Genomic DNA, 26,977 nt, shown 5'->3' with positions numbered 1-26,977 from the left:
TGCCTTAGCTCAGCAGCACATCCCCGGCGTCGAAATCGGCCGTTTTCAGAATGTCGATGTAAACCACGTCGCCGGGGCCCAGATCGATCCGCATACCGGTCGTGGTATCCACGGCCAAGGGCGCGACGTCGGCGGCGAAACTCGCGAAGCCATAGGCGCTCAGGTCGATCACGTCGCGGCCATCTTCGAAGTCGCGGATCACGTCCAGCCCATCGCCGGGCGCGAAGACAAACGTATCGGCGCTGCCATCGCCCGCACTGCCGGAGCTGCCGCCGCGCATCACGTCATTGCCGGCGCCGCCGATGATGGTATCCGCGCCATTGTCGCCCGACAGGTAATCGTCACCGCTGCCGCCATCGAGCCAGTCATTATTGCCGCCGCCGCGCAGGTCGTCATTGTTGTTGCCGCCCAGCATCTCGTCATCGCCGCGATTGCCACGCAGCACGTCATTGCCGGTCCCGCCTAGCATCAGGTCCGCATCGCGCCCGCCATACAGGCTGTCCGATCCTGCTTGCCCTTGCAGCGTGTCATTGCCGGCCAGCGCAAAAAGAACATCGTTCCCGTTGCCGCCCTTTAGCAATTCGTCACCATCGCCGCCGATCAGCCGGTCATCGCCATCGCCGCCCAGCAGCGTATCGTCGCCGCCGAAGCTTTTGAGCAGGTCGTCGCCATCACCGCCATCAAGCGTATTGGTCGCCGTATCCCCGCTGAGCCGGTCGTCAAACGCCGTGCCAAGCAGGTTCTCGATGCTGATAAACGCGTCGCGGCCCTGTCCGCCGCCAACATCGCGGCCTGACCAGCGCAGATCGGCAAAAACGCCCGCCGCGGCCTCGGCATAAGACGCGGTGTCGAAGCCAAGATTTCCGTCCAGCGTATCGTCGCCGCTGCCGCCTTCCAGCATGTCATCGCCGCGATTACCGGTCATGTAGTCATTGCCCGCTTCGCCATAAAGCGCGTCATTGCCCTGACCGCCGCGAACGGAATCGTTGCCATTGCCGCCAAAGAGCGCGTCATCGCCTTCCTGCCCCCACAGCACGTCGCGCATATCGCCGCCCCAAAGGGTATTGGCGGCATGGTCGCCGTTCAGCGTGTCCTCGAACGCGGAACCTTCGAGGTTCTCGATAGAGATGAACAGGTCCATACCCTCGCCGCCGCCCACATCCGTCTGTGTGGTCTTGCGCAGATCCGCCGACACGCCCGCGCTGGCATAGCGGTAAGAGGCCGTATCCACCCCATCGCCGCCATCGATCACATCGTCGCCCGTACCGCCATGCAGAGCATCGTCGCCATCATCGCCATACAGCGCATCGTTGCCCGCATCTCCATAGACGCGGTCGCCGCCCTCGCCGCCCCGAACCGTATCATCGTCAAAGCCGCCAGAGAGGAAGTCATCCCCCGCGTCACCCGTCATGTCATCGGCCCCGCCAGAGCCGCGCAGCACGTCATCGCCCGCACCGCCCGCCAGCAGGTTCGCGGCATTGTCGCCCGTGATCTGGTCGCCCATCACGCCGCCATAGATGCCTTCGATGCCGGTAATCGCATCGCCCGACAGCAGCGCCACGTTATTGACGCCCGTCTGGAAGTTATAGGAAATCGCCGCGGCGCTGGCGGACAGGTCGATAATGTCGCGCAGCGAATTGCGCCCATCGAACCGGTCGACACCTGCAGTCAGCTTCAGCACAGCGCCGGAACTGCCTCCGACGATGTTTTCGAACCCGGAAAAAGTGCCCGCCGCGCCAACTTCAACATCCGCAAAGCGGAGGGAAAACAGCGGGAATTCCGGATCATCTTCATCCGGCAGCGCGCGCGTGGCATCATCGGCGGAATTGGCGTGGAAGGGATTGGCCTCCAGCACGTCCTCCGGGGTCATGAACACCCCACCGAACAAGCGCGCTTCGCTGCCATCGCTATCCGCGATCCCGTCACCATCGGTATCAAGCAGCAACCAGACGGGAACCTGATCGATAAAGGTGGCGTCATAGGTCTGCGTGGTGAAATCGATATTGACCGTGCCGGAGACTGTGCCGAAATCCAGAGTATCCGTGCCGGACCCGCCGCTTAAGGTCTTGGTGCCCAGCCCCACGACCACCGTGTCATTGCCCGCCCCGCCAGAGGCCAGATCGACCCCGTCTCCGGTTATCAGGATGTCATCGCCACCATTGCCGAACAGCTGATCGTTGCCGTCCTCTCCCGACAGGGTGTTGTCGCCGCCATCGCCGTTAAGCGTGTCGTCGCCGCCCGAACCGAAGATGTTCTCGATAGAGATCAGCGTGTCAGATCCGAATGTCCCGCTCGCCGATCCGGGGGTTGTTCCGTTCAGCGATACCGTGACGCCGCCGAAACCGCTGGCCAGCAACGTGCCATCAAGCGCGCCGGGCCGCGCCCAGGCATAAGAGGCTGTGTCATTGCCCGCGCCGCCGTTCAACGTGTCGTTGCCCGCCCCGCCATGAAGAAGATCGTCGTCATCGCCGCCATTCAAGCTGTCATTGCCGTCGCCGCCATAGATCTTGTCGCGGCCCCCGGCACTGTTCACGGTATCATTGCCGCCACGGGCGACGAACTGTTCGTCCGCGCCGGTGCCGTCCAGACTGTCGTTGAAATCCGTGGCGATCACGTTTTCAAAGCCGGACAGGGTCATGTCCAAGCGGTCCGTTGCAAAGGATGGCGCGCCTGCGCCAAGGAAGGACCGCGCCGTGCCTGCTTCTAGGTCGACCACGATCCGCGAGTCATAGCCGATATCGAAGGCGATGGTGTCAAAGCCGTCACCGCCGGTCGCCATCCCGTTAAAACGGTCCAGCAGCAGATAGTCCTGCCCCGCCCCCATATAGGCCGCATTTTCTGCGGAGGTGTCGTTGAAGCGCGCCCAGTCATTGCCGCCTTCGCCGTGGAACACGCCGCCGCCGCCCTGATAGAAATTGCCGGTATCGTCGCCATCGCCTGCGAAGACTTCGGCATGGCCATTCTCTCCATCGAAACGGTCATCGCCGTCCTTGAGGTAGAAAAACGCAGTGGAGCTGCCGCCGGGCGCATAGATCGCGTGGTCGTCGAAATTCCCAAGCGAGATTTGCTCGAACTCATAGGGCTTGATGGAAAAGAACGCATTGCCGGTGTTGCGCAGATCGACGCCTTCGACCGTGGTCTCGAAGGCCCGCAGGGTCAGCGCGATGGCGCTTTCGACCTTGTAGTACCAGCGCGCATCGCCCACCTGATCAAGGTTCAGCACGTCAAAGCCACTGCCCCCGTAAAGTTGCAGGGCCGACGATCCGCCTTCGACGAATTGTGCGTTGATCGTGTCGTCGCCATTCCCGCCATTCGAATACTCGGTGCCGCCGGTAAAGATCGTGTCGTCGCCATCCGCGCCATGCAGCCATTCGGCCACCGCGCCGCCATAGATCACATCGGCCTTGTCAGAGCCCATGAACGCCTCGACCCCGGTGGTGTAGTCTGTCGCGATATGGGTGCCCCCGGAATCGAGCCGCCGGATTTCCCCGGTATCGCCGCGGATTTCGACGGCCTCGCTGTCGGGAAGATCTGCCATGAACCCCGTCTTAAACTCGGCATTCGATGTCGGGTCGTCGAAATCGTTGAAATCGAACAGGATGGTGTTGGCGGTGCTGGTATAGGTTACCAGATCGAAACCGTCCCCGCCGGAATAGGTATCGCTGACGCCGGCAATGGCGACGCTGCCCGACACCATCGTGTCACGCCCGTCACCGGCCAGAACCGTATCGGCACCCTGACCGGCAATCAGGAAGTCATCCTCGCCCCCTGCGTCGATCAGATCGTCGCCGCCAAGCGCGCTTACCATGTCGATCTCGTCACCGGTAAAGATCGCGTTGTAGTTGTTGTTTCCGGTCACCTGATGTTCGCGGTCAATGGAAAGAACGATATTCTCGATCGAGGTGAGCGTGTCTTGCCCCTGACCGAAGGCGAGCCCATCCAGCAAGTTGATGCGGAATTCGCGATTGACCCCTTCTAGGGCAAGAAACGTGTCATACCCGCCGCCGCCGTTGAATATGTCGTTCCCGTCACCAGAGATCAGCGTGTCATTGCCGCTGCCGCCATTCAGCGTGTCGTCGCCCGGATCGGAATACAGCGTATCGTCGCCCGTCCCCCCATAAAGCAGGTCATCGCCAAGGCCGCCGACCAATGTGTCATTGCCGCTGCCGCCATCCAGCCGGTCATTCTGGGTCGATCCGAAAATCTGGTCGTCTCCGCCCAGCCCATTGGCAATGTGATAGCCGCCAACCGGGGTGCCGGTGGAATCGAGGAACATCAGGTTGTCCTCGCCATCTCCATTCAGCGTCGATCCTCCCGTCAGCGCGGTGTTCAACTGCTCTCCGCTGAAGGAGAAATCGGTGAACACGACGTAATCGGCGCTGTCCAGCGGTGCCAGAACATCCACGCCGGTATTGGTGTCAGGGTCCGAGGGCAGGATATGGCTGATCGTGAACCGTCCGGTATCGTCATCGCGGCTCAGCTCATATTCAAAGAAGCTGGCATCGAAATAGAACAGGTCGTCGCCCGCGCCCCCATCGATATAGTCGGAGCCACCGCCAGCGATGATCACGTCATTCCCGGCACCCGCAAGGATCACATCCCGTCCGCCCAGCCCGTCCAGAATATCGTCACCGGCATCGCCTTCCAGCAGGTTGGGCACATCGTTGCCCCAGCCGGTCGGCCCCATATCCGCTTCGCCCACCACCCCGCCAAACAAGGCGCCTTCGACCTGATCCATGAACGGGATCGCGCCAAGCGCATTGACGGTATATTCGAAGATGAGGTCCTGAAGTTCCTGCGCCTTCGTCACCAGCTTGTCGAGGAAATCAACCGCCGGCAGCAGGGCGGTGATCTGATCGGACACCTTGTCCATAAGCGCGTCGATGCCCAAAGTCTCGGTCACGAAGTCAATGATCGGGTCGATGATCAGGCTGACAAAGAAATCCACCGCATTCAGCAGGGGCTGGATCGGTTCGATCAGCGCCGCCGCGATATCCAACGGCTTTTCAAGAAATGCCATGATCTTGTCGATGGCGGTCATGTCGACGATGCCATCATAGATCTTGTCGAAGTCGATCGCGGTCATGACGGCGTTCAAATCCTTCATGTCCGCTTCGATGCCGGCGTAGAAGGACTGCAACCCGGCAGACAGCGCATTGCGGGTGGCAAGCTGCGCGTCGATCTCGTTGCTCAGATTGTCGTAATTCCCGCTCCATCCCTCGCCGCTTCGCAGGGCGACGGCAAGCGCGGTCTGATAGTTGCCCGACGCCTCAGAGGCGATCTCAAGCTGGCGAACCCGCAGATTCAGCGTATCGCGCAACCCGCCCAGAACAAGCTGCGCGTTGCCGATATTGGTTTCCAGCTTTTCCAGAAAGGCGTTGTCGTCGTCTTGGCCGGGGGTGGAGGTATCGTCCTTGCTGGAGAGTTCGTCAAACTTCTCGTCGATCTTCTCGACCGGCTTCTCCACATCCTTGAACACCTTTTTCAGCACGTTCACCGGCGTCTTCAGCGGCGACACGAAGCCCAGAACCGTCAGCACCGCCTGCGTCGTGTTGATCCCCTCATCGACCTTGTCCGCCGTCTCATCCGCGTCTTTGAGCTTGCCAACCACCAGCTTTGCGACGGTCAGAAAGCGGTCCAGCGATTTGGTGGCGGTTTGCAGGGTTTCGAGATTCCCAAGGGTGTCATCCACGTGGGTTTTGTACGGAGAAAGTTGCGTAGACATAATAAATCCATGACCTGACGAGCCGGAAAAAAAGGCAAAGACCCGGAAGAAAAAAGAAACGGAAAAAAGCGAAATACCAAACGTATTGCGGTCAAGCCTACGCGGCGAAAGCCCAATGGCGCAAGCCCGTCGTCCAAACTGGGGGGTATGGAGCGAACGCTTTTGCCGCCCGGGCCGCTTAGGTTTGCGCCTGCATCGCACGCAGCTTGGTGAGGTCTTCCACCAGTTCTGCCCGCGCCTGCACCGCAGCTTGTCCCGATTGGCGCAGGGTGAAGCTGGGATGCCACGTCACCAGAACCGGTCCGCCATCCCGCGCGGTTTCGACCATGCCGCGCCGGGCCCGCAGAGGGGACGCATCCCCCGTCAGCGCGTAAGCTGCCGTCGCCCCAAGAGCGAGCGTCAGGCGCGGCTTGATGAACCGGCGTTCCAGATCAAGCCACCAGCGGCAATGGTCGATCTCGCCGCGATTTGGCGCTTGGTGAATGCGGCGTTTGCCAGTGGTGCGAAACTTGAAATGCTTGACCGCGTTGGTCAGCCACACCGGACCAAGTTCGGCCTGCGCCATCGCCTCTTTCAGCACTTGGCCCGCCGGACCGACAAAGGGGCGCCCGGCCAGGTCTTCTTGATCGCCGGGCTGTTCGCCGACGATCATGATCCCCGCGTCCGGGTCGCCATCGCCCCAGACGGTTTGTGTCGCGGCCTCGCACAATCCGCAGCGCCGGCAGTGCGCCGCAGCCACCTGCGCCTCGCCGAGCGAGGCTGGCAAATCGGCAACCGGGCCGGGTTGCAACCGTTCCAGAATGCGTTCGGCCCGCGCCGGGGCCGTTGTTGGCAGCGCCGCGCGCATGGCGGCAACGCGCGCTTCGGCGTTCTCCAGCATCTCTGGGATCAACCGCGTTTCCGGCAGGTTCTTCCAGTATTTCAGTGGCATTTCTGACCGCATCGCTTGCAAGTGAATGCGTGCCGGGTTGAAGATATTGGCGAAATACGTGCTCCACAGGGCCTCTGACGCATCTTCGGGCAGGTCCGGGCGCGGGGCTGGCGGATGAAACGTCAGCGCGCCGTCCTCAAACCGGGCCACAGCTTGCGGCGTTGCGATGGTCCAATCCATGTCGCCAAAGCGCTTTGCGAAAAACGGCGTCGCCTTTTCCAGTATCAGGTGATCGGGTTCAAACCACGCCCCGAAGGCACGGCGATTGCCAGATGACGGCACTTCGCGGAAACGGACGAAGGCGTGCATTTTATGCACGTCGCGCGACACCGCCTTTTGCAGCCGCGCCAACTTGCGGGTCAGCGGGTCGGCAGGATTGCCAAGCGCGCCGGGGTCGTCCTGATGCCGATAAAGCGCGTGATAAAGCAGACCCGGCGCTTCCGACGCCGAATGACACAGCACGGATTTGGCGAGCGACAGGAAGTCCTTGGTGGCGGTGACCTGCGCCGCGCCTGGCCCGGATGGCGGCGGGGCCGCGTCGAACAGATCGGCACTTTCACCGCGCTGCCACAGGACATCCTCGGGCCGGACGCCATGGCTGGCGAGCGTGCGCGCGCTGTCCCGCCATACGTCGAAGGCCCCCAGATCGGGCAGGGTCACGCGGTACATCAGAACAGGCTGAGTTGCTGCGGGGCAGGGGTGAACCGCGCGCGCAGATCATCCGTGTCCGTCAATGCGCCGGGCGACCAATCGGGCAGGGTGACAAAGGGTTTGGCCGTGTTCATCCGCGCCCCGATCCGGATCAAATCGCCATAGCGCAGCGCGCCGGACCGCCGCGCGGTGAGAATACGCTTGACCGTTCGCGTCCCGAAACCCGGCACCCGCAACAGCATGTCCCGGCCTGCGCGGTTCACATCCACCGGGAAATGCGCGCGGTTGGCAAGGGCCCATGCCAGCTTCGGGTCGATCTCAAGATCCAGATCGCCGGTTGGACGGGGGCTGGTGATCTCGTCCACGTCAAAGCCGTAGAAGCGCAGCAGCCAGTCCGCCTGATAAAGCCGATGCTCGCGGATCAGGGGCGGCTTGATCAGCGGCAGCGCCGCAGAGGAATCCGGGATCGGCGAGAAGGCCGAATAATAGACCCGCTTGAGCTTGTAACCGGAATAAAGCCGCGACGCCGTCGACAGGATGTCACGGTCATTGGCCGCATCCGCCCCCACGATCATCTGGGTCGATTGTCCCGCCGGGGCAAACCGCGCGGGGCGCTTGCCGGTATGGCTCCGCTCCCGGCTTTCCTGACGCTTCAAACGGACAGAGGCCATCGCCGCGCGGATGGTTTCCGGCTTTTTCTGCGGGGCAAGCTGACGGGTGCTGTCGTCGCGCGGCAATTCGATATTCACCGACAGCCTGTCTGCATATAGCCCGGCCTCGCCGATCAGCTCTTGGCTCGCCTCGGGAATGGTCTTGAGGTGAATATAGCCTTTGAAGCCGTGATCCTGCCGCAGCATCCGCGCGATCCGCACCATATCGGCCATTGTGTCGTCCGGGCTGCGGATGATGCCGGAACTCAGGAACAACCCTTCGATGTAATTGCGCCGATAGAATTCGAGGGTCAGCGACACAACCTCTTCGGGTGAAAACCGTGCGCGCTCCACGCCGCTGCTGACGCGGTTGATGCAATAGGCGCAGTCGAAAATGCAGAAATTCGTCATCAGGATTTTCAACAGGCTGATGCAGCGCCCATCGGGGGTATAGGCATGGCAAATGCCGCTGCCGCCTGCGCTTCCGATCCCGTCCTTGGTCGAATCCCGTCGGCTTGTCCCGGAGGAGGCGCAGGAAGCATCATACTTGGCCGCATCGGCGAGAATCGCGAGTTTTTCCGTCAGTGTTTTTGGCATGGAACAAAAATAGAACAAATTGTATGAAACGCAACCTGTGAGGCGTCTGCGTGTTCCGGGCAATGCCCCAGGCACACGGTTTCGTGACCGCCTTTCCAGCATCGGGGCGGAACCAGCTTCCTTTCGCGGCGTTGTGTGGGAAAGGATGAGAGGAACCCCCAATGTCCAAGATCGAAACGTTCAACCCCGCGACGTCCGAAAAGCTGGCATCGTATGAGAAGATGAGCGAAGCCGAAGCATTCGAGAAAATCGAAGCCAGCCATGCAGCCTTCCTTGATTGGCGCGAAAAGACCCATGACGAACGCGCGCCTTACCTGAAAGCGATTGCCAAGACTCTGCGCGACAACGCCGATGATTTGGCGGCGCTGATGACCCGCGAGATGGGCAAGCTGCTGTCTGCCGCGAAGGATGAGGTCGAAATCTGTGCCGCGATCTTCGAGTATTCGGCGCAGACCGGGCCAACGATCCTCGCCGATGAAGACCGCGATCTGGGCGACGGCAACTCGGGCATCGTGACCTACCAGCCAATTGGCGTGATCTATTCGATCCAGCCGTGGAATTTTCCTTTTTACCAACCCGTGCGCGTTCTGGCCGCGGCCCTGATGGCGGGCAATGGCTGCGTTCTGAAGCACGCGTCGATCTGCACCGGCAGCGCCCTGCGTCTGCGCGAAATCTGCATCGAGGCAGGCCTGCCCGAAGATCTCTTTCAGGTTCTTGTCGTCGGCCATGACGTGTCCGACAAGATCATCGACCACGACCTTGTGCGCGGCGTGACCATGACCGGGTCCGATGCGGCGGGGCGTCATATCGGCGCGAAGGCAAGCGAGGCGCTGAAGAAGACCGTTCTCGAACTGGGGTCCAACGATGCGTATCTTGTACTGGAAGATGCGGATATCGAAACCGCTGTGAAATACTCCGTCCAGGGGAGGCTTTATAACAATGGTCAGACCTGCGTGAACGCCAAACGCTTTATTGTGACGGAAAAGAACTACGATGCGTTCGTGTCTGCCTATGTCGACGCGATGAAGGCGATCAAGATGGGTGACCCGACGGACGAAGCGACGCAGCTTGGCCCCCTGAGCAGTCAGGACCAGTTGGAAACCGTCGACGGCCAGGTGAAGGAAAGCGTCAAGAAGGGTGCTGAAATCCTGTGTGGCGGCGAGCCGCTGGACCGCGAGGGCGCTTACTATCCCGCAACCGTTCTGGGCAACGTGACACCGGGGATGCCCGCCTATGACGATGAAATCTTCGGGCCCGTCGCAGCGGTGATCCGCGCCAAGGATGATGAGGACGCAATGCGCATCGCCAATGACAGTCGGTACGGGCTGGGTGGCGGCATCTTCTCGCAGGATGTGGAAAAAGCGACCGAGCTTGCGCGCAAGCATTTTGACACCGGCATGGTGCGCATCAACAGCTTCGGTGCGGCCCATCCCAACATGCCGTTCGGTGGGGTGAAAAACTCCGGTTACGGGCGCGAACATGGTGGCTTCGGCATGCATGAATTCGTCAATGCCAAGGCGATCTTCCTGCCGGGTGCATAACGGTTAACCACCGGAGTTCCGGTGGAAATTTGGCCGCGCTGGCCCCGATCTTCGGGTTTGGCGCGGCCTTTTCGCGTCATGCGTGTAGATGGGCGTCACGGACCTATCCTTTCGGGTAGGTGCCCCCTCCGCCTGCGCGCTGGTTATCGACCGGTCATGCGTTACGCTGGTCGCGGGGTCTCGGAGTGGAATATGAAGATTGATACAGCGCAGTCGCGCGCAACAAATTGCGCGGCGGCGAGCCGTGAGCTTGCCGCCAGCCTGTCCATTCCCGAACTGGGTGCGCCGGATTTCGTCGTCGTGGTGTACGGAACCAGCTTTGGGGCAGAGGATTTGCGCCGCGCAGTAACAACGGATTTCGGGCCTGCGCAGGTCCATGGCGGGACGTCCTGCCTGGGTCTTATGACGAATGCCGGCGTCGATATCGCGGACGGGACCGGCATGGGTGCGATGGCGATCTGGGACGCTGAGGGCGACTATGGTTCCGCATCGGCAGAGATCGTGGATGACGCCACCGAAGCCGCGCGCGAAGCCGCCCGTGCAGCCTTGGCCGTGGCCGGTCGCCCCGGTGAAATCCCTGAACTTGTCTGGTTGACCGTCGCTCCGGGGCAGGAAGAAAAGGTTCTGGCAGGCGTGCGCGACATCGTCGGGGCGCATACCCCGATCGTCGGTGGCAGCTCTGCCGATAACGATAGCAGTGGTCAGTGGTCTCAATTCGGCCCGGCGCAAAGCCACGCGAATGGTGTCGTGGTCTCCGTGCTGTTCCCCTCCAGCCCGGTCGCCTCGGTCTATCAAAGCGGCTACACGCCCACGGCGCAAAGTGGCGTCGTCACCCGTGTGGAAGGTCGCCGCGTTTACGAGATTGATGGCCAGCCCGCTGCCGAAACCTACCGCCGCTGGTGCGGTCGGCGTGTGCCCTTGGCGGATGACGAGGCGATTTCGATCCTGTCCGCTTCGACGCTGTGGCCTTTGGGCCGCGAAACACGCAAGGTCGCGGGGGTGCCGTTTCACCTGCTGGCCCATCCTTCGACCGTCAATCCAGATGGGTCGATGGACATGTTCGCGGATGTGCATCTGGGCGACACGCTTTGGCAGATGCAGGGCACCGGCTCCAGTCTGGTCGCCCGCGCGGGCCGGATCGCTGCGCAGGCCCGTCAGGATGTCGGCGGCGCGGCTTCCGGCGCTCTGGTGATTTACTGCGGGGGGTGTATGCTGGCGGTGCGCGACCGGATGGATGAGGTCTGCGCCGGAGTGAGCGAAGCCCTTCAGGGCGCTCCGTGGATCGGAGCCTTCACCTTCGGCGAACAGGGTGTCCCGCCCGGTGGCGAGTCGGAACATGGGAACCTGATGATTTCCTGTACAGTGTTTGCGGAGTGAGTAATGAAGGGCGTCATTTTTACCGAGTTAATGGCAATGGCCGAGGAAAATTTCGGCGAGGAAGCTGTCGATGCTGTGATCGAAGCGGCGGACTTGCCGTCGGGCGGCGCCTATACTTCCGTCGGCAATTATCCATGCGAGGAACTGTTGACGCTGGTTGGCGGCTTCTCTGCGCATAGCGGGCTGCCAGCCGAAGAATTGCAGCGCCTGTTCGGGCATTGGATCATGGACGGCTTCGAGCGTCACTATCCGCAGTTCTTTGTCACGCGCAATACCAGCATCGACATGCTTGAGGCGATCGAAGACGACATCCATGTCGAAGTGCGCAAACTGTATCCCGATGCCGAACTTCCCAGCTTCGAAACCGAACGCGAGGGGCCATCGACGCTGAACATGACCTATCGTTCGCCCCGTCCGTTGGCGGCCTTTTGTCAGGGGCTGATCGAAGCCTGCGCCGTGAAGTTCAACGAAACCGCGCAGATCGAACGCAAGGATTCGGTCACGCCCGAGGACACAGTGGCGCGCTTCAGGATATCGACCGAGCCTGCCGAATGACCCAAAGCGCGCCGCCTGATCGTGTTTCTCGCGCCAGGTACGAACGCGAACGGCGCGCCCGGAACGAGGCCGAGAGTATCCTCGAAGACAAGGCGCGCGAACTCTACGACATCAACCAAAAGCTGCTGCGCGAAAGCGAGGCGTTGCGCGTGGCGCTGGCCGAGACCGAGGCCGCCCGTTCCCGCGAGGCCGGGGCGCTGCGCGAGCAATCCATTCTGTCTCAGGCGCTGACTGCGCTATCGGGCAAGTCCGGAGCCGCCGAAGCTGTGCAGGATCTTCTGTTGACCCTGCGCGCGGCGTTTTCCGGCTATGACGCCTGCTTTTTGCAAACGGACGATGGTGTGGTCAGTGTCGCCACATCGGTGGTCGAAGGACATTCCGGCCTCCAATTGCCGGTCGCGCCCGATATACTGTCCCGCCCACGCCGTTTGGGAAATCTGCGCGCCGTGGCCAATGACGATCTGCCCGGCCATTTCGGGCAATACGCGTCCATCATCCTGGTTCCCTTGCAAACCACAGAGGCCGGGCAAGACGGGCTTCTGCTGGCCAGTCGCAAGGCCGGGCACTTTTCTGCGGCCGATCTGCGGGTGCTGGACCGGGTCGCGCGCGTGGCGGCGCAATCGCTGAAAGCCCTGCGTGAAGCGCGGCGCAACGCCTTGCTCGTGTCCCTGATCGAAGGGCGCGCGGTGGACGAAAAGACCAGCGGGCTAGATGCGCCGCTGGAGGCTGTGCATCGCGCTTTCGCCCGGCTGACCGACATGCAGGGGGCCGTGGTCAGCATCCTTGACGGGCTGTTGAGCGCGCCGCTGCAAACCCTTGATGTCGCGATCATGAAGGCGCTGGCGCTGATGGGGGAACTCACCAGCACGGACCGTGTGTGCGTCTCGCGGCTCAGCTTTGATGGCACGACGCTGGGGATGAGCCATGAATGGTGCGCACCCGGCGTCGAAAGCGTGGCGGATGCGACGCGCAAGATCCCCGTCGATGCAGTGCCGCAATGGCGGGAACAGCTCAGCGCGGGGCAGGATGTCATCGTGACCGATATCGATGACCTGCCGAATGACGCGCCCGAACGGGACATTCTTGGCGTGTTGGGAACGGTGTCGTTGCTGGCGGTGCCGATGCTGCGCGATGGTGATTTCAGCGGGCTGATCACCTATGAAAACCTGTCCGCGCAGCGCAGTTTTCTGCCGGGCGAAGTGCATCTTCTGCGCTCTGTCGCGAAGGTCATTGCCTCGCTTCTGGCGCGTCGCGATGCGGAAACCCGGCTGTTGGCGGCACATGCGGAAACCGCTTCTGAACGGCAGCGTCTGGAATCCGTTCTGGCCGCAATGCCCGACCTTGTTGTCGAACTGGATCACGAGGGCCGGTTCGTGATGTGGCATTCCGGCGCGATTGTCGTGCCCGAAGAAATCAGCGGCGCGTTCGAGGGACAACTTCTTGAATCCGTTCTGCCGCCGGATCTTGCCGCCGAGGCGCGCGAGGTGCTGAACGAGATCGACGCAGGAGAAGTGCCCAAGCCGCGCAACTTCCCTTTTGCGCTGGTCGGGGATTGGGAACGGGTCTGGCAGCTGTCAGCCTCGGCCTTGGGCGAGCGTGGCTATCTGTTCGTGCTGCGTGACATCACTGAAATCCGCGAGCAGACCGCGCTGATCGAACGGCTGTCCGATATCGCGCGCCGTACCTCGAACCTTGTGGTGATGACCGATGCCGATTGCCGGATCACATGGGTGAACGAGGCATTTACCAAGACCTCCGGCTGGCCACTGGACGAAGTTCTGGGCCGCAATCCCGGCCACTTCCTGCAATGCGATGAAACCGACCCGGCCACTGTCGCCCTGCTGCGCGAAGGGATTGCGCAGGGCAAGCCGGTCCAGGCCGACATCCTGAACCAGTCCCGCGACGGTGAGAAATACTGGGTCGCGCTCGACATTCAGCCGGTCCGCGACGAGGACGGCGTGATCAGCGGTTTCATGGCGGTCGAGGTCGATGTGACCGAACAGCGCGAGCAAGCCGACGCTCTGCGCGTGGCCGCCGATGACGCGGCGCGCACCCGTGCCACGCTGGTTGCCGCGGTGGAGGCGCTTCAGGATGGCTTTGTGCTGTACGATTCAGAGGACCGTCTGGTTCTGTGCAACCAGCGCTACCGAGAGCTGTACAAACAGTCGGCCGAGGTCATCCGTCCCGGTGAGCGGTTCGAGGACATCCTGCGCTACGGCCTTGAACGGGGGCAGTATCAGGACGCGCTGGGCCGCGAAGAAGAGTGGCTTGCCGAGAGGCTGAAACGGCACCGCGAATCCGATAGCGAGATCGAACAGGAACTGGCGGATGGCCGCTGGCTGCGCATCTTCGAAAAGGCCACGCCCAATGGCGGGCGCGTGGGGCTGCGGGTGGATATTACCGCGCTCAAGATGGCGGAAAAACGGGCCGAGGCGGATCGCGCCGCCGCGATGGAGGCCAGTCAGGACGGCATTGCGATCACCGATGATGAGGGCCGGTTCCTGTATATGAACAAGGCGCATCTGGAACTCTTCGGATATGAGTCCGAGGCGCAGGTCATCGGCAAACCCTGGACGATGCTTTACGCGCCGGAAGAAGCGGCCTGGATGCAAAGCAATGCACTGCCAAAGCTGCAACGCGACGGGAACTGGACGGGCGAAATCGCCGGTCTGGCGCGTGATGGCAGCCCGGTGGACCAGGATGTGTCGCTGACCGTCAAGGACGATGGTGGATTGCTGTGCATCGCCCGCGATATGCGCGATCGTCGGCGCGAAACCGAAGAACGCGAACGCCTGCGCGAAGAATTGCAACTGGCGCAACGGCGCGAAGTCGTGGGCCAGATGGCCGCCGGGCTTGCGCATGATTTCAACAACCTTCTGGCGACGATTTCCGGGGGCGCTTTGCTGATCAAGGATGCCGCCGACCCGCGCAGCCTGACCGCGACCGGGGCGCAGCGTATTCAGGCGGCGACCGATCAAGCCGCGGGCCTTGTCAAACGTCTGCTCTCCCTTGGTCGGCACGAGGCCAGTCCGGTGGCGCTGGATTTGCGCACCCCGCTGCGAGAGGCATGCGATCTTGTGCGCGCGGGCCTGCGCGCGCCCACGCGGCTGACGCTGAACTTGCCCGATACGCCGGTGAATATTACCGCCGACCCCACGGATATCCTGCAACTGGTGCTGAATCTTGCGATCAACGCCCGCGACGCACTGGCAGGCGCGCCGGGCCAAATCGCGGTCTCGCTGGATGCGGTCACAGATGCCACGCCAGAAGGGCCGTTTTCCATCGGCACGCCAGAACCGGGGCAGCGCTTTGCCCGGATCGTCGTGGCCGATACCGGGCCTGGCATGTCGCCGGAACTGGCGGCGCGCGCGTTCAAACCCTACGAGACGACGAAAGGCGCGGGCGGCTCCGGTCTTGGTCTGGCAATCGTCTCGTCGGTCGTGTCGGCCGCAGGTGGCGCCTTGCGGCTCGATACCGCGCCGGGCAAGGGCACGACCTTCACGATCTATTGGCCAGAGCACCCCAAAGGGGCGGAGGAACCCGCGCGCGTAGAGGGCGTGACCGGGCGGCTTGACGGGCGCTCCATCCTGCTGCTGGACGATCACGAAGACCTGCTGCAGATCATCACCGCTTTCCTTGAGGCCGCCGGGGCAGAGGTCGCGCCAACCTCGGAACCCTCCGACGTGCTTGAAGCGCTGGAGGACAATCCGCAGGGCTGGGATTTGCTGATCACCGATTTCGACATGCCGAAAATGACCGGAACCGAACTGGCGCAAAAGGCGCGTGCCATCGCGCCCGAACTGCCCGTGATCCTTGTCACCGCACTTGCTGGAATCGCGGGTCGCCGCGATGCGGGGATATTCGATGCCGTGTTGGGCAAGCCGGTGGACAAGGACAGGCTTGTTTACAAGGCGGAAGAGGCCATACTACGGGCGCAGACAAAGGAAGACTAGCCGATGCGCGTTTTGATTGCGGATGATCACGAGTTGCTACGCGACACGCTTGATTTGTGGTTCCAACAGGAAAACATCGAGGTGACGCCAGCCAATGACCTTCCAAGCGCGATGGACCTTGTCGCCCAATCCGATCCGTTCGACCTGATCCTGCTGGATTACGGGATGCCCGGTATGGACGGGCTGGAGGGCGTGAAGCGTGCTTTGGCGGATGGCAAGGGCGCGCGGGTGGCGGTGATGTCCGGCATCGCGCCGCGTACCGTCGCACAAGAGGTTCTGGATATGGGGGCCGCCGGGTTTCTGCCGAAGACACTTCCGGCGAAATCGCTGGTCAATGCGGTGCGCTTCATGGCGATGGGTGAACAATTCGCCCCGGTCGATTTCATGACCGCCGCAGCCGAAGAAGAAACGACGCACCCCTTGGCCGAAAAGCTAACGCGGCGGGAATTGCAGGTGCTCGAAAAACTGTGTGAGGGCATGTCCAACAAGGAAATCGCCCGTGCTTTGGATATTCAGGAACCGACGGTCAAGCTGCATATGAAAACGCTCTACCGCAAGATCGATGCCAGCAACCGCACGCAGGCCGCGTTGATCGCAAAAGAGGCAGGCCTGTTCTGACCACGTCCCCAAGGGCAGCCGGCCCTACGTCACCAACAGCGAGACGAGCGAGGACACGCCAGCCGGTGACACTGGCGGCGTTACGAATGCGGCGTTGAGGTCGTCATTCTGGAGCGCCACGAAAAGTTCCAGCATGACCCGCGGCATCAACACGATCACGGGGATCGAGCTGCCGCCATCTGCGCCGGAAAGTTCGGAGATCGTGGTCAGCAGCCGGGGGGCTTCGTGATCGAGGCTGCTTACATCCACGAACACGATGCTTGCCCCGTTTTCCCGAATGAAGAACATCGCCTCTGCGCTATTGTCGAAACACACGATGGGCATGTTCAGCCCCTCAAGCGCGTCCGTGATGGTGGTCATCTTTTCAGGGTCGGCAGTGACTATGACGGCAGCTTTGCGGGAAGGCTGACCTTTGCCCGCGAAATCAGCCCTTTCAGGTGTATTTTCCGCAAAGCCGGAAGACGTGTCGTCATGTGCGAACCGCGACAGGATCTTCTTTTTCCCAAAGCGATTTGAACGCAATCTGGAAACATGCGCGGCGACCAAAGGGTCGGCTTCGTTGATACCACGTGGTCGATCATGGATGCAGTCGATTGTGGCCACGTCATCCTGGGGGTCTGCGCGCCCTACGACCAGCGCGGTTTCCGCCGTTTCAAGTAAGTTCAAGATGAGCTGGTCCTTGATTGGTTCAAACATACTGACATTCCCTGATTAACTCACGGGTTACCAATTAGACTTTTTCGAGGCGCAATCTTAGCGCGCAGAGGTATCATCCCAGCCGATAATGCGTAGGAACATATCCAAACTGGGTGGATGACTTATCCGTTCGGATAGGATCGTTGAAAGCGGGCGGATTGGCGTATTTCGCGGTTCACACCGGCGAAATAGAAAGAGGCAGGGAAATCGCCCAGATTTCCCTGCCAGTCTTACGCTGCTTGTTTTCTTATCTTTTCCCGACCCGGCATATTGGCCGCGAGGTCGGTTCGCAGCGTTATCCCCGTCGACGGCGCGGTAACGTCCTCAGTGAGAAAAGCGCTCCGAGAGCAGAGGCTAGAGTCCAAGCCGCAGCCGGGAGGGGAACCGGCGTAACGTCGATAGGGGCGCCGAAATCATCGGCGTCGAACAGGCTGACATCGCCATCGATTGCAGAGAAAACAGCGTTCTGATCCGGCCCGCTGTTCTGCACCGATCCGAAATCGAGTGTGAAGGAATCCGTGTTCTCGAATGTCAGCAGCGCCGCGCCTGTCGCATCGAGTTCGGAATAATTTGTGCCCGGTCCGGTGAACAGGACGTCATCGCCCAGATCGGACGCCACCAGGGCCTGTGGCGATGTGCCGACCGCGTAGGACGACAGGCCGTCCGATTTGCTCGCCGAGAAGAATTCCGATTGATAGCCTTCGCCATCCACGTCGTAGATCGCGATCTCGGCGCTGGACAGGGTAAAGGCCTCTGTGAACGAGCCCGACATGGTGCCTGTGCCGTCAAAGAACTCGAACAGGATGGAGATGCCGTCCACGTCGCTGTCGATCCCGTTTCCGTAATACAGAAATCCAAGATCGGCTTCCGGCCCGCCAACGGCGTTGTGGTAATCGGCGAGGAAACCTGCGTCACCAAAACCGTTTGCGCTGGAAGAATTGAAGGTCGATCCGAATTCCGTGTCGCCCTTGATGCTGGTTGTCACCCGCGCGTCGATCGTGCGGCCGTTTTCAGTCGCGACATCTGTAAAGAGAAGCGTATCGGCGACAGCGACCGGGCCCAGAACGCTCGACCCGTTGGCAGTGCCGACCATTGTATCGAAGGTCAACGGGGCGGCGAGTGTGGTCGAGGCCGTGGCAAGAAGCGCGACGATCGACAAGGGGGCTACTCCGGCGCATTCGGCGAGAGTGTTTCGTGTAACTCGTAAAAACATGGCGTTATTCCTTAGCAACAGTGATGCAGTTTGATTAACCAAGGATTTTCCGTCCTGCACGGGAGCAACTCGGTAGGATCAGGACGCTTTCGCGCTGTTTGCGCGCAATGGACCTACCCACCCTATCCAGAGGGGTAGGTGCGCGCTCCAACGCGTGCGGATTCTATTCTTCGTGAAGCGTGATTGGCCGGACGATCCCGGCTATCCCGATGTCGTCAATTCAGTGCAAACGGTTACGAAGGTTTTAGTTATGAGCAACCAAAGACACACAACGGTCTTCACGATCATGGGCTCTTTCTTTGGGGTCACCTGTTATGTCGCATCGCTTGTCTTGGCGGTGTTCAGCTTTACGGTTCTGAGCGATCGGACCTCGACGCCGCCGGCCAGTATCGTCGCAGAGCAGACCAACCGCCTGGATCAGATGGAACGCCAATACCTGTCCCGGCTGAAGCGCTACGCCACAGAGCTTGAGATGCAGGAACGCCGCGTATCGGATCTGCGCACGCAGGTCGAAACCGGCTGGGTCGCCAGCAAGACCGTTGAAGTCACGTCCACGACTAAGGGCTTTTGGCTGGTCGAGCCGAACCTGATGCTGGCGGTCCACCAACTGACAGGCGGGTCAATCCGCGTGCATTTCGCAGACCGGGATGAGAAGTTCCTTCTGGCCGAGCGCAAGACCTTCCTTGTCGATGGTCGCCCCTGCTATCTCATCCTGACGGAAAGCGTGCGCGGTAAGGCGGTTTTCCAGTTCGGGTGCGAAAAAGATGACAATTCGGTTGAGGTGGCATTGGGCCGCCAATCGTAAGGCGCGCCCGCCCCAATGCGCCGCTGCCGATGACATTTTTCCGGTGCGGCACCCCTTGAAGGGTAAGATAGCACGGCGCGGTCACGCGCTTGTGTCGTGGGATTTCAGGGGGCGATAGACTTTGTGCGACGGAACATGCGATGCCGTCCGTACAAGATTGCCATTGCCCGCCGCGACAAGGAAGCCCCATGAATTTGAAACCTCTGTTGATCGTCCCCCCGCTGGTGCTTGGGATCGGAGGCTTTATCCTGATGAACCGGGCCGATCCGCCCGAATTGGCAAGCCGGGAAGACAGCGCGCTTGCAGTGCGGGTGATGACGGTGACGGCGGGGCCGCTGGATGTGACCGCGACCGGGTATGGCCGTGTCGAGGCGGTGCGAAACTGGACCTCTGTGGCGCAGGTTTCCGGGCGAATTACAGACAGTATCGATGATTTGTCCGAAGGCACCTTAGTCGAAGCCGGAACCGAAATCATGACCATCGACGCCACCGATTACGAATTGGCGATCCAGAAATCCCAGGCGAATATCGCCGCCGCCGAAGCGGACTTGGCCGAACTGCGCGGCAAGGAAGACAACTCCCGGCGGTTGCTGGAGCTGGAACAAAGCATCCTGACCGTCGCAAAGGCGGAATATGAACGGGTTCAGGGGCTGGTGGAGCGCGGCAGCAGCTCTGCGTCCTCTCTCGATGCGGCGCAAAAGACCCTGCTGGCGCAGGAAAATGCGCTGACAACGGTATCGAACTCGCTCGCGCTTTATCCCGCGCAACTGGCCTCTGCCCAAGCGACGTTGGAAGTGCGGCAGGCGGAACTGGCCGAGGCGCAACGCGGGCTGGAAAACACTCGGATCGTGGCACCGTTCCGGGGGCGCATATCGAACGCGCCGGTCGAGGTCGGTCAATATGTGTCGGTCGGGGAAACCCTTGTCGCCGTCAACGGGGTCGACACGGCAGAGATCGTCGCCAGCTTTCAGCCGTCCGACTTCGGATCGGTCGCTCAGGTCGCGGTGGGGCAGACCTTGCGCGATATGACCACCGTCGATTCCACGGGGATTGTCGGCTATTTGTCCGATGCCGGGGTGACCGCGACCGTCAATCTTGAACTTGCCGATTTCGACGCAGTCTGGGATGCCGAACTGGTCCGCTTTCGTGGCACCATCGATACGGAAACAGGAACCGTCGGCCTGGCCGTGCGCGTGAGCGATCCCTTGTCTGCGAACAACAAGGAACGTCGCCCGCCGCTGAATATCGGCTCTTTCGTCAGCGTGAGCCTGCATGTCCAAGCGCCCGGCGACACCATCGCCATCCCGCGATCTGCCTTGCACTACGGCGATGACGGGCAGGTGTTCGTCTTTACCGCCGATGCAGAAGACAAGCTGGCCATCGTGCCGATCAAGACCGGGCCGGTCACGGGGGCGAATGTGCTGGTGCGCGAAGGTCTGAGCGATGGCGACCGTCTTGTTCTGTCCGACCCACGCCCGCCGGTGCCCGGAATGCCCCTGACCCTCGTGACAGAAAACGAGGAACGCTGAGATGATCAGCTATTTCGTCCGGCACCCGGTGGCCGCGAACCTGATGATGGCCGTGATCTGTATTCTGGGCATCGCGGTCATCTCGAATATCGAACGTGAGACGTTCCCGCCTTTCACAGCCGATAGTGTCGGCATCTCGGTCTCCTATCCCGGGGCGTCCGCACTGGATGTGGACGAAGAGATTTGCGCGCCGATCGAAGACGCGCTGACCGGGACCACATCGCTTGACGATCTGGAATGTATTTCCATCGACGGGCGTGCGGCCGCGACGGCGGAAATGGCAGAGGGCGGCGACCTCATCCAGTTTTTCAACGACATCTTCTCGGCCGTGTCCGGTGTCGATTTCCCCGATGACGCGGAAACGCCCACGGTCGAAGTCAATTCTCGCGCCGATCTGGTGGCGATGGTGGCGATTTCCGGCATTGCGGGCAAAGAGGGGCTGATCACCTATGCCGACGAGTTGGCGGACAAGCTGGGCGCGGTGCCCGGTGTATCCGATGCGACCGTGTCCGGCATCACCGAACGTGAGTTGCAAGTGCGCTTCGACCAGCAGGCCTTAAGGCGTTACGGCCTGTCGAGCCGCGATGTGATCGACGCGATCGAAGCCCGGTCGTTGCGTCAGCCCTTGGGCAGCGCCGATCTGACCGAAGGCAGCACCGTCCTGCGCTATGTCGGTGCCAGCCGCACCGTGGCCGATCTCGAAGACCTCGTGATCATCGAAAACGAGAACGGGGCGCAAGTGATGCTGTCCGATCTGGCGCGCATCACGCTGGAGGACGCCGACGATACCGAACAAAGCTATATCGACGGGGTGCAGACGGCGATCATTTCGATCTCCAAGGCGGCGGATGAGGACAGTATCCGCGTGTTCGAAAGCGTCAGTGAGGTGCTGGAGGCCGAAGACGCCATCTATCCCGCGCCGTTCAAGCTGACGATCATCAACAACATGACGGAACTGATCGAAGAGCGCCTGAACCTGATCCTGCAGAATATCGCAATGGGTCTGGCGTTGGTCTTCGTCACCATGTGGCTGTTCTTTTCGCTGCGCGAGGCGCTTTGGATTTCGGCGGCGCTGCCGGTTTCCTTCCTTGGTGGGCTGTTCCTGATGAGCCTTCTTGGCATCACCATCAATATGATCACGCTGATCGCCCTGTTGATGGCCGTGGGGCTGATCATGGATGACAGCATCGTCATCGCCGAGAATATCGACAAATGGCGGCGCAAGGCCCCGCCTTTGGAAGCTGCGGCGCGCGGCACGATGGAAGTGCTGCCGGGGGTGATTTCATCCTTTTTGACCACGGCCTGCGTCTTTGGCCCGCTGATGTTCATCTCTGGCCAGATGGGACAGGTGCTGAAATTCATTCCGATGGTGCTGCTGATCACGCTGTCCCTGTCACTTGTGGAAGGGTTCCTGATCCTGCCCAACCACCTGAGCCAGGGCGGCGGCACCCCCGCCGATCCGCAAAAGCCCCGGCCTGCCGAACGTGCGCTGGGCTGGGTGCGGGACCGCTGGCTGCTGCCGGTGGCGTCCGTTCTTGTGCGGTTCCGCTACCTGACATTCGGCGCCGTGCTTGCCGCATTCTTGCTGTCGATCGGGCTGATCACGTCGGGACAGGTCAAGGTCATCGGCTTCCCGCAAACCGAAAGCGATACGATCATGGCCCGCGTCGCGCTGACCTCTGGGATTTCCCGGGATCGGACCGTCGCGACCGTGGATCAATTGCTGGACGGGCTGGCGCAGGTCGATGCAGAGCTGACCCCAAGCACCAAAGGCGGTGTGCCACTGGTTGAACGTGTCCTTGTCCAATACTCGGTGAATACCAACGTGACGGATAACGGCTCGCATACTGCGACGATCACCGTCGATCTGCTGGAAAGCAGCGCGCGTAACGTCAAGGCCGATACCGTGCTGAACAAGTGGCGCGTCGCTGCCGGCCCGCTGCCCGATGTGGTGCAGATCAGCCTCGCTCAGGCAGAGGCGGGTCCGGGCGGCATGGATCTTGATGTGGAATTGCAAAGCCGCGATCTGGCGGAACTGGAAGCCGCGGCAAGCGATCTTCTGGCGGCGCTGGCCGTACGCGGCGACGTGACCGAGGTTTATCAGGATTTCTATGGCGGGCGGAACGAGCTTCAGATCCGCCTGAATGCCAATGGCTATGCGATGGGACTGACGCCGCAGGTGCTGGCCACCCAGCTTCGCGACGCCTTCGAAGGGTCCGAGACGGATAGCTTCAGCCTTGGCGCAAGTGAGCGTGCCGTGCGCGTGCAGCTGGCCGACACGGTCGCCAACATGACGGAGCTGGAGCAGTTCCCGATCTTCCTGACCAATGGTGGGCAGACCAGCCTTGATGCGGTGGCCGATCTGGTTCCGGCGGCAAGCTATCCCAATGTGACGCGCAAGAACGGCATGGCGATTGCCCGTGTGCAGGGCCGGATCGACCGGACTGCGACCACGTCGACCGCGATCTCTGCCTTGGTGCTTGAGGAACTCGCGCCGCCGCTGCAAGACGCCTATCCCGGTGTCGAAATCGGTATCGGCGGCGCCACCGAAGAGCAGAACGAATCCCAGGCCTCTATGATGACGGCGCTGGGCCTTGGCCTTGTCGGCGTTTACGTGGTTCTGGCGTTCCAGTTCCGGTCCTACAGCCTGCCGGTCGTGGTCATGATGTCGATCCCATTCGCTTTGATCGGGACGATCCTCGGGCATTGGGCGCTGGGGCTGAGTATGTCGATGCCCAGCCTGATCGGGTTCGCCTCGCTTGCCGGGATCGTGGTGAACAACGCGATTCTGTTCCTGACGTTCTTCCAGTCGCATCTGGAGGGCGACGATTACGAATCTGCCTCGCTCAACGCCGTGAAGGACCGGTTCCGACCGATTTTCCTGTCATCTTCCACGACGTTCATCGGGCTGGTGCCGATCATCTCTGCCACCAGTCCGCAGGTGCAAACCCTTGTGCCGCTGGTCGTGTCCGTCGCCTTTGGTCTGCTGGCCGCGATGGTGCTTGTGGTGCTGGTGCTGCCGGCAATTATGACCATCTATTTCGACGTGGTGAGCGTGCGCAAATGGATCGCCCGGTTTGAGCAGAGCGATACCGCGGATGCCTCTGCCTGAGGGGTGCCCCTTTCGGCAGGATTACCCGAGGGAGACGAGCAGTTCCGCAATGATCGCCGGGTCGTATTTCGGCCTGTCGGGCAAAGCCAACGGCAGGCGAAGACATGGCACGCCGTGGCGTTCGGTCACGGCGGCGCATTCGGCCTCGCTGCGCGAGGTATCGCACAGCACATGGGTCAGGAAGTCACGGGCAGGCCGGGTCTTGCCCGCATCCGCGCGCATCGGTGTCAGCAGCGCCTCGACCTGATCGGCCAGGCTGTGCCCCAGGGCCTCGGGGTCAGTTCCAAGACCGGGCAGATAGACCTTCGGTACACAACGCCCTGCAACCGCCTTGCCGACCCCGGCAGGCAGCAGGTTCACCGCGACACTGCTGTACAGGCTGCCCGGCGGATAGCAGATCACATCCGCCGACTGGATCAATTTGCGGTTCCGTTTGAGCAGGGGGTAATCCGCAGCCGAAAGCTCCTGTCGCCCATCGGACAGGAACAGGCGCGTGATCGGGCTGTCGATCGGCGGCGCTTCCTTGCCGCTTAACAGGCGCTGGGTATGGATCTGGCGACCGTCCTGCAATTGCGCGCCCAGTTGCAGGTTTTCATCCACGATCGTGCGCACTGTGCCGCGCACATCCACCATCTTGGACATCAGAAACAGCACCGGTTCCAAGGCGCGCCCCTGGGACAGATAGCCGCCCGCAAGGATCAGGTTGCCGATACTGGCATTGCGATAGTCGAAATCCGCCGGGACATGGTCAAGCGCGTGGTTCAGATGGTTCTGGATCAACGCACGCATGGGCCGGGCCACGGCAGAAAGAAGCGGGTGCTTGCCATCGCGCAATTGCGCGACCTCGGCCCGCAGCGCGCCGGGTTTGGCGTCGCGCGGCAGGCGGTGTGTGAAGAGGGCATAGACCTCTGGCTGGCCCAGAACGGTTTCATCCGCCAGTGCCATCAGGCGGCTGCGCAGATCGCCAACGGCGGGCATATCGAACGCCACCCGCAGCGTTTGTGAACTTCCGCCACTGTCAAACGGCGTGATCAGATGGATCGAATTGAAGGTGTACTGCTTGAGCTGGCGCGAAATGGCGTTGAGCGCGCTGCCGCCGGAAAAGAACAGGATGCGCGGCCCCAGATGCGGAACGCTACGCGCGCGGGCCACGCGCAAGGGGTCGGGCAGCGACAGTTCTCTTTCGAAGTGCAGCCGGACCATCGGCAGCCGTCCCTTGTGGTTCCAGATTGGCGCGCTCGGTGACCGCCCGGCCATAGCCATAGGGCCAGCGCCGCGCCCTGTCACGCCCCAACGGGGGGCAGTCTGCCTAACGGCCTTTGATCGTGACGGAAAAGGATCGCTGCGCGCCAGCGGGGGGCTGCGGGAACGGCGCGGCTTTGCGCACGACGCTCAGGGCGGCCGTGTCCAGCGCCGCCGACCCGGAGCTGCGCGCGACAGAGGCCGCGGCAAGCCCGCCATTGGCGGCGATGCGGAACGAAACCACGGCAGACCCCTTGGCCCGGACGCTTGGCCGGCGCACGCGCTGGATTTTGCGCATGACCTTGCCCGGATAGTTGCTTTTGGCCGCATTGCCGCTGTCGCGCGCCGCCGTTTTGCGCGGCCCTGCTGTCGTGGCCTTGGCTTCGGCACGTGTCCCGCTGACAGAGCCTTTGGCATTGTCTTTCGCTGCATTCCCGCGTTTGGGCGCAGGGGGGGGCGCAGGCGTTTTTCGCACCTTGGCCAGTTTCGGGCGCGCCGCCACGACGGCCGCCGCCTTGTCCGCATCGCGTTTCTGCGGCCGCAGAGAGCTTCGCGGGGCGGTTTCGTCAGGCGTGCTGTCGGCAATGACGTCTGCAGGGGTAATTTGCTGCGCTGTTTCCGCCGCGCGGGGTGGAAGGGCCGCCGCAACCGATGGCGCGGGCAGCGCAGCCGCGGGGTGAACCGGCGCAGGCGTCGCTGCCTGAGGTGCCTGCGCCGCTGGGGCAGCAGGCTGGGGGGAGAGCGGCTCTGCCACCGGGCGCGGGGCGGGCTCTGCCTGTTGCACCGGCATCGTAGGGGCGGTTTGCGCGGCGGGCGTTGCGGGTGTCAGGACGTCTTGCGGCGCTTCGGGCGTCAGAATGCCTGCCGCCATATCCTCGAACGCGGTGCCGCTGCGCAATTCGGCGGGACTGCCGCCGCCTGCCAGCTCGGTCGCTTCAGGGGCCCACGCCAAATGCGTCGCCCCGACGATCAAACTGGCAGCAAGGCCAAGCGAGAGCGTTTTCCCAGTGGCAGAGCTTTTGATCATTGCATCGCTCTTTCTGACACCAGCAGAACCTTCTGCGCGCCGGCCTCGCGCAATGCGCGGGTCAGGGACACCAGATCACGGGCGGGCAGGTCGCGATCCGGCAGCAACCGCACGACCTCGCGGTCCTCCTCCGGCAGCGCCGCGATGAAGCTGGCAGCATCCAGCTGGATATCACCGCGATAGACCAGTCGCCCATCGGGGTGAACGATCAGCGCATCCGGTGGGGCCGCGCCGTCCAACTCGCGTGTTTCGACCAGCTTTAAAGAGCGATCAAGCGGCGGCGCGAGCGTTCCGGCGACCATGAAGAAGACCAGCATCAAAAAGACGATGTTGATCAGCGCAATGGTCGGTTCGCGGTCACGTTTACGTTTCGCCAAAGGTCGCATCGGATCAGCCCCCCAGAACCGTGACGCGCAAGGCGGGCATCGCGCGCAGGGCAACCAGCAGATCGGTCAGTCGCTGCGAGGTGACCTCGGTGCCAAGGCTGACCAGCAGAACCGTGCCATCCTCCACTTCGGCGAGCGGTGTACCCGCCAGCGCGTCCAACGCGACCGCCTCGCCATTCAGGCGCAAATCCTCTGCACCCAGCTGCAAAAATAGCGGCGGCGCGTCAGAGGGCTGCGCAGCGCCCGAACCGGCGGCGGCAAGCTCCACCTCTGCGAAGTTGGAAAAGGTCGAGGTCAGCATGAAGAAAAGCAGCAGCAGGAAGATGACATCGATCAGCGACGTCATCGACAACCTGCGCCGCCGGGTGC

17 protein-coding genes are annotated in these 26,977 nt (G+C 62.0%); 8 read left to right on the top strand and 9 right to left on the bottom strand.

Annotated elements, in window-relative coordinates; translation table 11 throughout:
* Positions 1-4: 4 nt before the first annotated feature.
* The 3 genes from E4Z66_RS15180 to E4Z66_RS15170 form a co-directional block, all read right to left on the bottom strand.
* Positions 5-5,725 carry a calcium-binding protein gene (locus E4Z66_RS15180; protein ID WP_136463900.1) on the bottom strand — a complete coding sequence of 1,907 codons (5,721 nt, stop codon included), beginning with the start codon at positions 5,723-5,725 and terminating at the stop codon, positions 5-7.
* A 178-nt stretch (positions 5,726-5,903) separates the two neighbouring features.
* Complete coding sequence (locus E4Z66_RS15175; protein WP_136463899.1) at positions 5,904-7,325, bottom strand: UdgX family uracil-DNA binding protein; 1,422 nt, start codon at positions 7,323-7,325, stop codon at positions 5,904-5,906.
* Positions 7,325-8,554: a putative DNA modification/repair radical SAM protein gene (locus E4Z66_RS15170; protein WP_136463898.1), complete on the bottom strand. Its 1,230-nt coding sequence runs from the start codon at positions 8,552-8,554 to the stop codon at positions 7,325-7,327. The genes E4Z66_RS15175 and E4Z66_RS15170 overlap by 1 nt, the downstream gene beginning before the upstream one ends.
* A 161-nt stretch (positions 8,555-8,715) precedes the next feature.
* Between E4Z66_RS15170 and E4Z66_RS15165 the strand changes: the two genes are divergently transcribed.
* From E4Z66_RS15165 to E4Z66_RS15145, 5 genes are all read left to right on the top strand, one after another.
* Positions 8,716-10,095, top strand: a complete 1,380-nt coding sequence (locus tag E4Z66_RS15165; RefSeq protein WP_136463897.1) for an NAD-dependent succinate-semialdehyde dehydrogenase — start codon at positions 8,716-8,718, stop codon at positions 10,093-10,095.
* Positions 10,096-10,287: 192 nt separating this feature from the next.
* Positions 10,288-11,472: an FIST signal transduction protein gene (locus E4Z66_RS15160; protein ID WP_168797815.1), complete on the top strand. Its 1,185-nt coding sequence runs from the start codon at positions 10,288-10,290 to the stop codon at positions 11,470-11,472.
* A 3-nt stretch (positions 11,473-11,475) separates the two neighbouring features.
* The gene (locus E4Z66_RS15155) at positions 11,476-12,027 is read left to right on the top strand and encodes a heme NO-binding domain-containing protein (protein ID WP_136463895.1); all 552 of its coding nucleotides are present in this window, start codon (positions 11,476-11,478) and stop codon (positions 12,025-12,027) included.
* A complete protein-coding gene (locus E4Z66_RS15150) occupies positions 12,024-15,980 on the top strand; it encodes a PAS domain S-box protein (protein WP_136463894.1) in 3,957 nt (1,318 codons plus the stop codon). Before E4Z66_RS15155 ends, E4Z66_RS15150 begins: the two co-directional genes overlap by 4 nt.
* A 3-nt stretch (positions 15,981-15,983) precedes the next feature.
* Positions 15,984-16,598: a response regulator transcription factor gene (locus tag E4Z66_RS15145; RefSeq protein WP_136463893.1), complete on the top strand. Its 615-nt coding sequence runs from the start codon at positions 15,984-15,986 to the stop codon at positions 16,596-16,598.
* Positions 16,599-16,622: 24 nt separating this feature from the next.
* Here the strand turns inward: E4Z66_RS15145 and E4Z66_RS15140 are convergent, their stop codons facing one another.
* Both E4Z66_RS15140 and E4Z66_RS15135 read right to left on the bottom strand, forming a co-directional pair.
* Entirely contained in the window at positions 16,623-17,294 is a 672-nt protein-coding gene (locus E4Z66_RS15140; protein ID WP_136463892.1) for a hypothetical protein, read from the bottom strand.
* A 295-nt stretch (positions 17,295-17,589) separates the two neighbouring features.
* Positions 17,590-18,507 carry a VPLPA-CTERM sorting domain-containing protein gene (locus E4Z66_RS15135; RefSeq protein ID WP_136463891.1) on the bottom strand — a complete coding sequence of 306 codons (918 nt, stop codon included), beginning with the start codon at positions 18,505-18,507 and terminating at the stop codon, positions 17,590-17,592.
* Between the two features lie 250 nt (positions 18,508-18,757).
* Here E4Z66_RS15135 and E4Z66_RS15130 point away from each other — a divergent pair, with 250 nt between their 5' ends.
* The 3 genes from E4Z66_RS15130 (at position 18,758) to E4Z66_RS15120 (ending at position 23,953) form a co-directional block, all read left to right on the top strand.
* Positions 18,758-19,312, top strand: coding sequence for a hypothetical protein (locus E4Z66_RS15130; RefSeq protein ID WP_136463890.1), 555 nt, complete (start codon positions 18,758-18,760; stop codon positions 19,310-19,312).
* 188 nt (positions 19,313-19,500) lie between these two features.
* Entirely contained in the window at positions 19,501-20,841 is a 1,341-nt protein-coding gene (locus E4Z66_RS15125; protein ID WP_168797814.1) for an efflux RND transporter periplasmic adaptor subunit, read from the top strand.
* Between the two features lies 1 nt (position 20,842).
* On the top strand, positions 20,843-23,953 hold the full coding sequence (locus E4Z66_RS15120) for an efflux RND transporter permease subunit (RefSeq protein ID WP_136463888.1): 3,111 nt from the start codon (positions 20,843-20,845) through the stop codon (positions 23,951-23,953).
* Positions 23,954-23,974: 21 nt separating this feature from the next.
* Here the strand turns inward: E4Z66_RS15120 and E4Z66_RS15115 are convergent, their stop codons facing one another.
* The 4 genes from E4Z66_RS15115 to E4Z66_RS15100 form a co-directional block, all read right to left on the bottom strand.
* The gene (locus tag E4Z66_RS15115) at positions 23,975-25,156 is read right to left on the bottom strand and encodes a GAK system CofD-like protein (protein ID WP_136463887.1); all 1,182 of its coding nucleotides are present in this window, start codon (positions 25,154-25,156) and stop codon (positions 23,975-23,977) included.
* Positions 25,157-25,262: 106 nt separating this feature from the next.
* Positions 25,263-26,222: a cell envelope integrity protein TolA gene (tolA, locus tag E4Z66_RS15110; protein ID WP_136463886.1), complete on the bottom strand. Its 960-nt coding sequence runs from the start codon at positions 26,220-26,222 to the stop codon at positions 25,263-25,265.
* On the bottom strand, positions 26,219-26,608 hold the full coding sequence (locus E4Z66_RS15105; protein WP_136463885.1) for an ExbD/TolR family protein: 390 nt from the start codon (positions 26,606-26,608) through the stop codon (positions 26,219-26,221). Before E4Z66_RS15105 ends, tolA begins: the two co-directional genes overlap by 4 nt.
* A 4-nt stretch (positions 26,609-26,612) precedes the next feature.
* Complete coding sequence (locus tag E4Z66_RS15100) at positions 26,613-26,954, bottom strand: biopolymer transporter ExbD (RefSeq protein ID WP_136463884.1); 342 nt, start codon at positions 26,952-26,954, stop codon at positions 26,613-26,615.
* Positions 26,955-26,977 lie beyond the last annotated feature (23 nt).

Source organism: Aliishimia ponticola, assembly GCF_004803475.1.
Classification (GTDB): Bacteria; Pseudomonadota; Alphaproteobacteria; order Rhodobacterales; family Rhodobacteraceae; genus Aliishimia; species Aliishimia ponticola.
The sequence above is the reverse complement of the archived record's forward strand: the minus strand, read 5'-3'. Positions and strand labels throughout refer to the sequence as shown.

Bases quoted from the DNA above. Each gene is read 5' to 3' on its own strand.
- tolA (WP_136463886.1), bottom strand. From the start codon at position 26,222: ATGATCAAAAGCTCTGCCACTGGGAAAACGCTCTCGCTTGGCCTTGCT.
- E4Z66_RS15120 (WP_136463888.1), top strand. From the start codon at position 20,843: ATGATCAGCTATTTCGTCCGGCACCCGGTGGCCGCGAACCTGATGATG.
- E4Z66_RS15180 (WP_136463900.1), bottom strand. From the start codon at position 5,725: ATGTCTACGCAACTTTCTCCGTACAAAACCCACGTGGATGACACCCTT.
- E4Z66_RS15125 (WP_168797814.1), top strand. From the start codon at position 19,501: ATGAATTTGAAACCTCTGTTGATCGTCCCCCCGCTGGTGCTTGGGATC.
- E4Z66_RS15170 (WP_136463898.1), bottom strand. From the start codon at position 8,554: ATGCCAAAAACACTGACGGAAAAACTCGCGATTCTCGCCGATGCGGCC.
- E4Z66_RS15165 (WP_136463897.1), top strand. From the start codon at position 8,716: ATGTCCAAGATCGAAACGTTCAACCCCGCGACGTCCGAAAAGCTGGCA.
- E4Z66_RS15135 (WP_136463891.1), bottom strand. From the start codon at position 18,507: ATGTTTTTACGAGTTACACGAAACACTCTCGCCGAATGCGCCGGAGTA.
- E4Z66_RS15175 (WP_136463899.1), bottom strand. From the start codon at position 7,325: ATGTACCGCGTGACCCTGCCCGATCTGGGGGCCTTCGACGTATGGCGG.
- E4Z66_RS15115 (WP_136463887.1), bottom strand. From the start codon at position 25,156: ATGGTCCGGCTGCACTTCGAAAGAGAACTGTCGCTGCCCGACCCCTTG.
- E4Z66_RS15140 (WP_136463892.1), bottom strand. From the start codon at position 17,294: ATGTTTGAACCAATCAAGGACCAGCTCATCTTGAACTTACTTGAAACG.
- E4Z66_RS15105 (WP_136463885.1), bottom strand. From the start codon at position 26,608: ATGCGACCTTTGGCGAAACGTAAACGTGACCGCGAACCGACCATTGCG.
- E4Z66_RS15150 (WP_136463894.1), top strand. From the start codon at position 12,024: ATGACCCAAAGCGCGCCGCCTGATCGTGTTTCTCGCGCCAGGTACGAA.
- E4Z66_RS15100 (WP_136463884.1), bottom strand. From the start codon at position 26,954: ATGACGTCGCTGATCGATGTCATCTTCCTGCTGCTGCTTTTCTTCATG.
- E4Z66_RS15155 (WP_136463895.1), top strand. From the start codon at position 11,476: ATGAAGGGCGTCATTTTTACCGAGTTAATGGCAATGGCCGAGGAAAAT.
- E4Z66_RS15160 (WP_168797815.1), top strand. From the start codon at position 10,288: ATGAAGATTGATACAGCGCAGTCGCGCGCAACAAATTGCGCGGCGGCG.
- E4Z66_RS15130 (WP_136463890.1), top strand. From the start codon at position 18,758: ATGAGCAACCAAAGACACACAACGGTCTTCACGATCATGGGCTCTTTC.
- E4Z66_RS15145 (WP_136463893.1), top strand. From the start codon at position 15,984: ATGCGCGTTTTGATTGCGGATGATCACGAGTTGCTACGCGACACGCTT.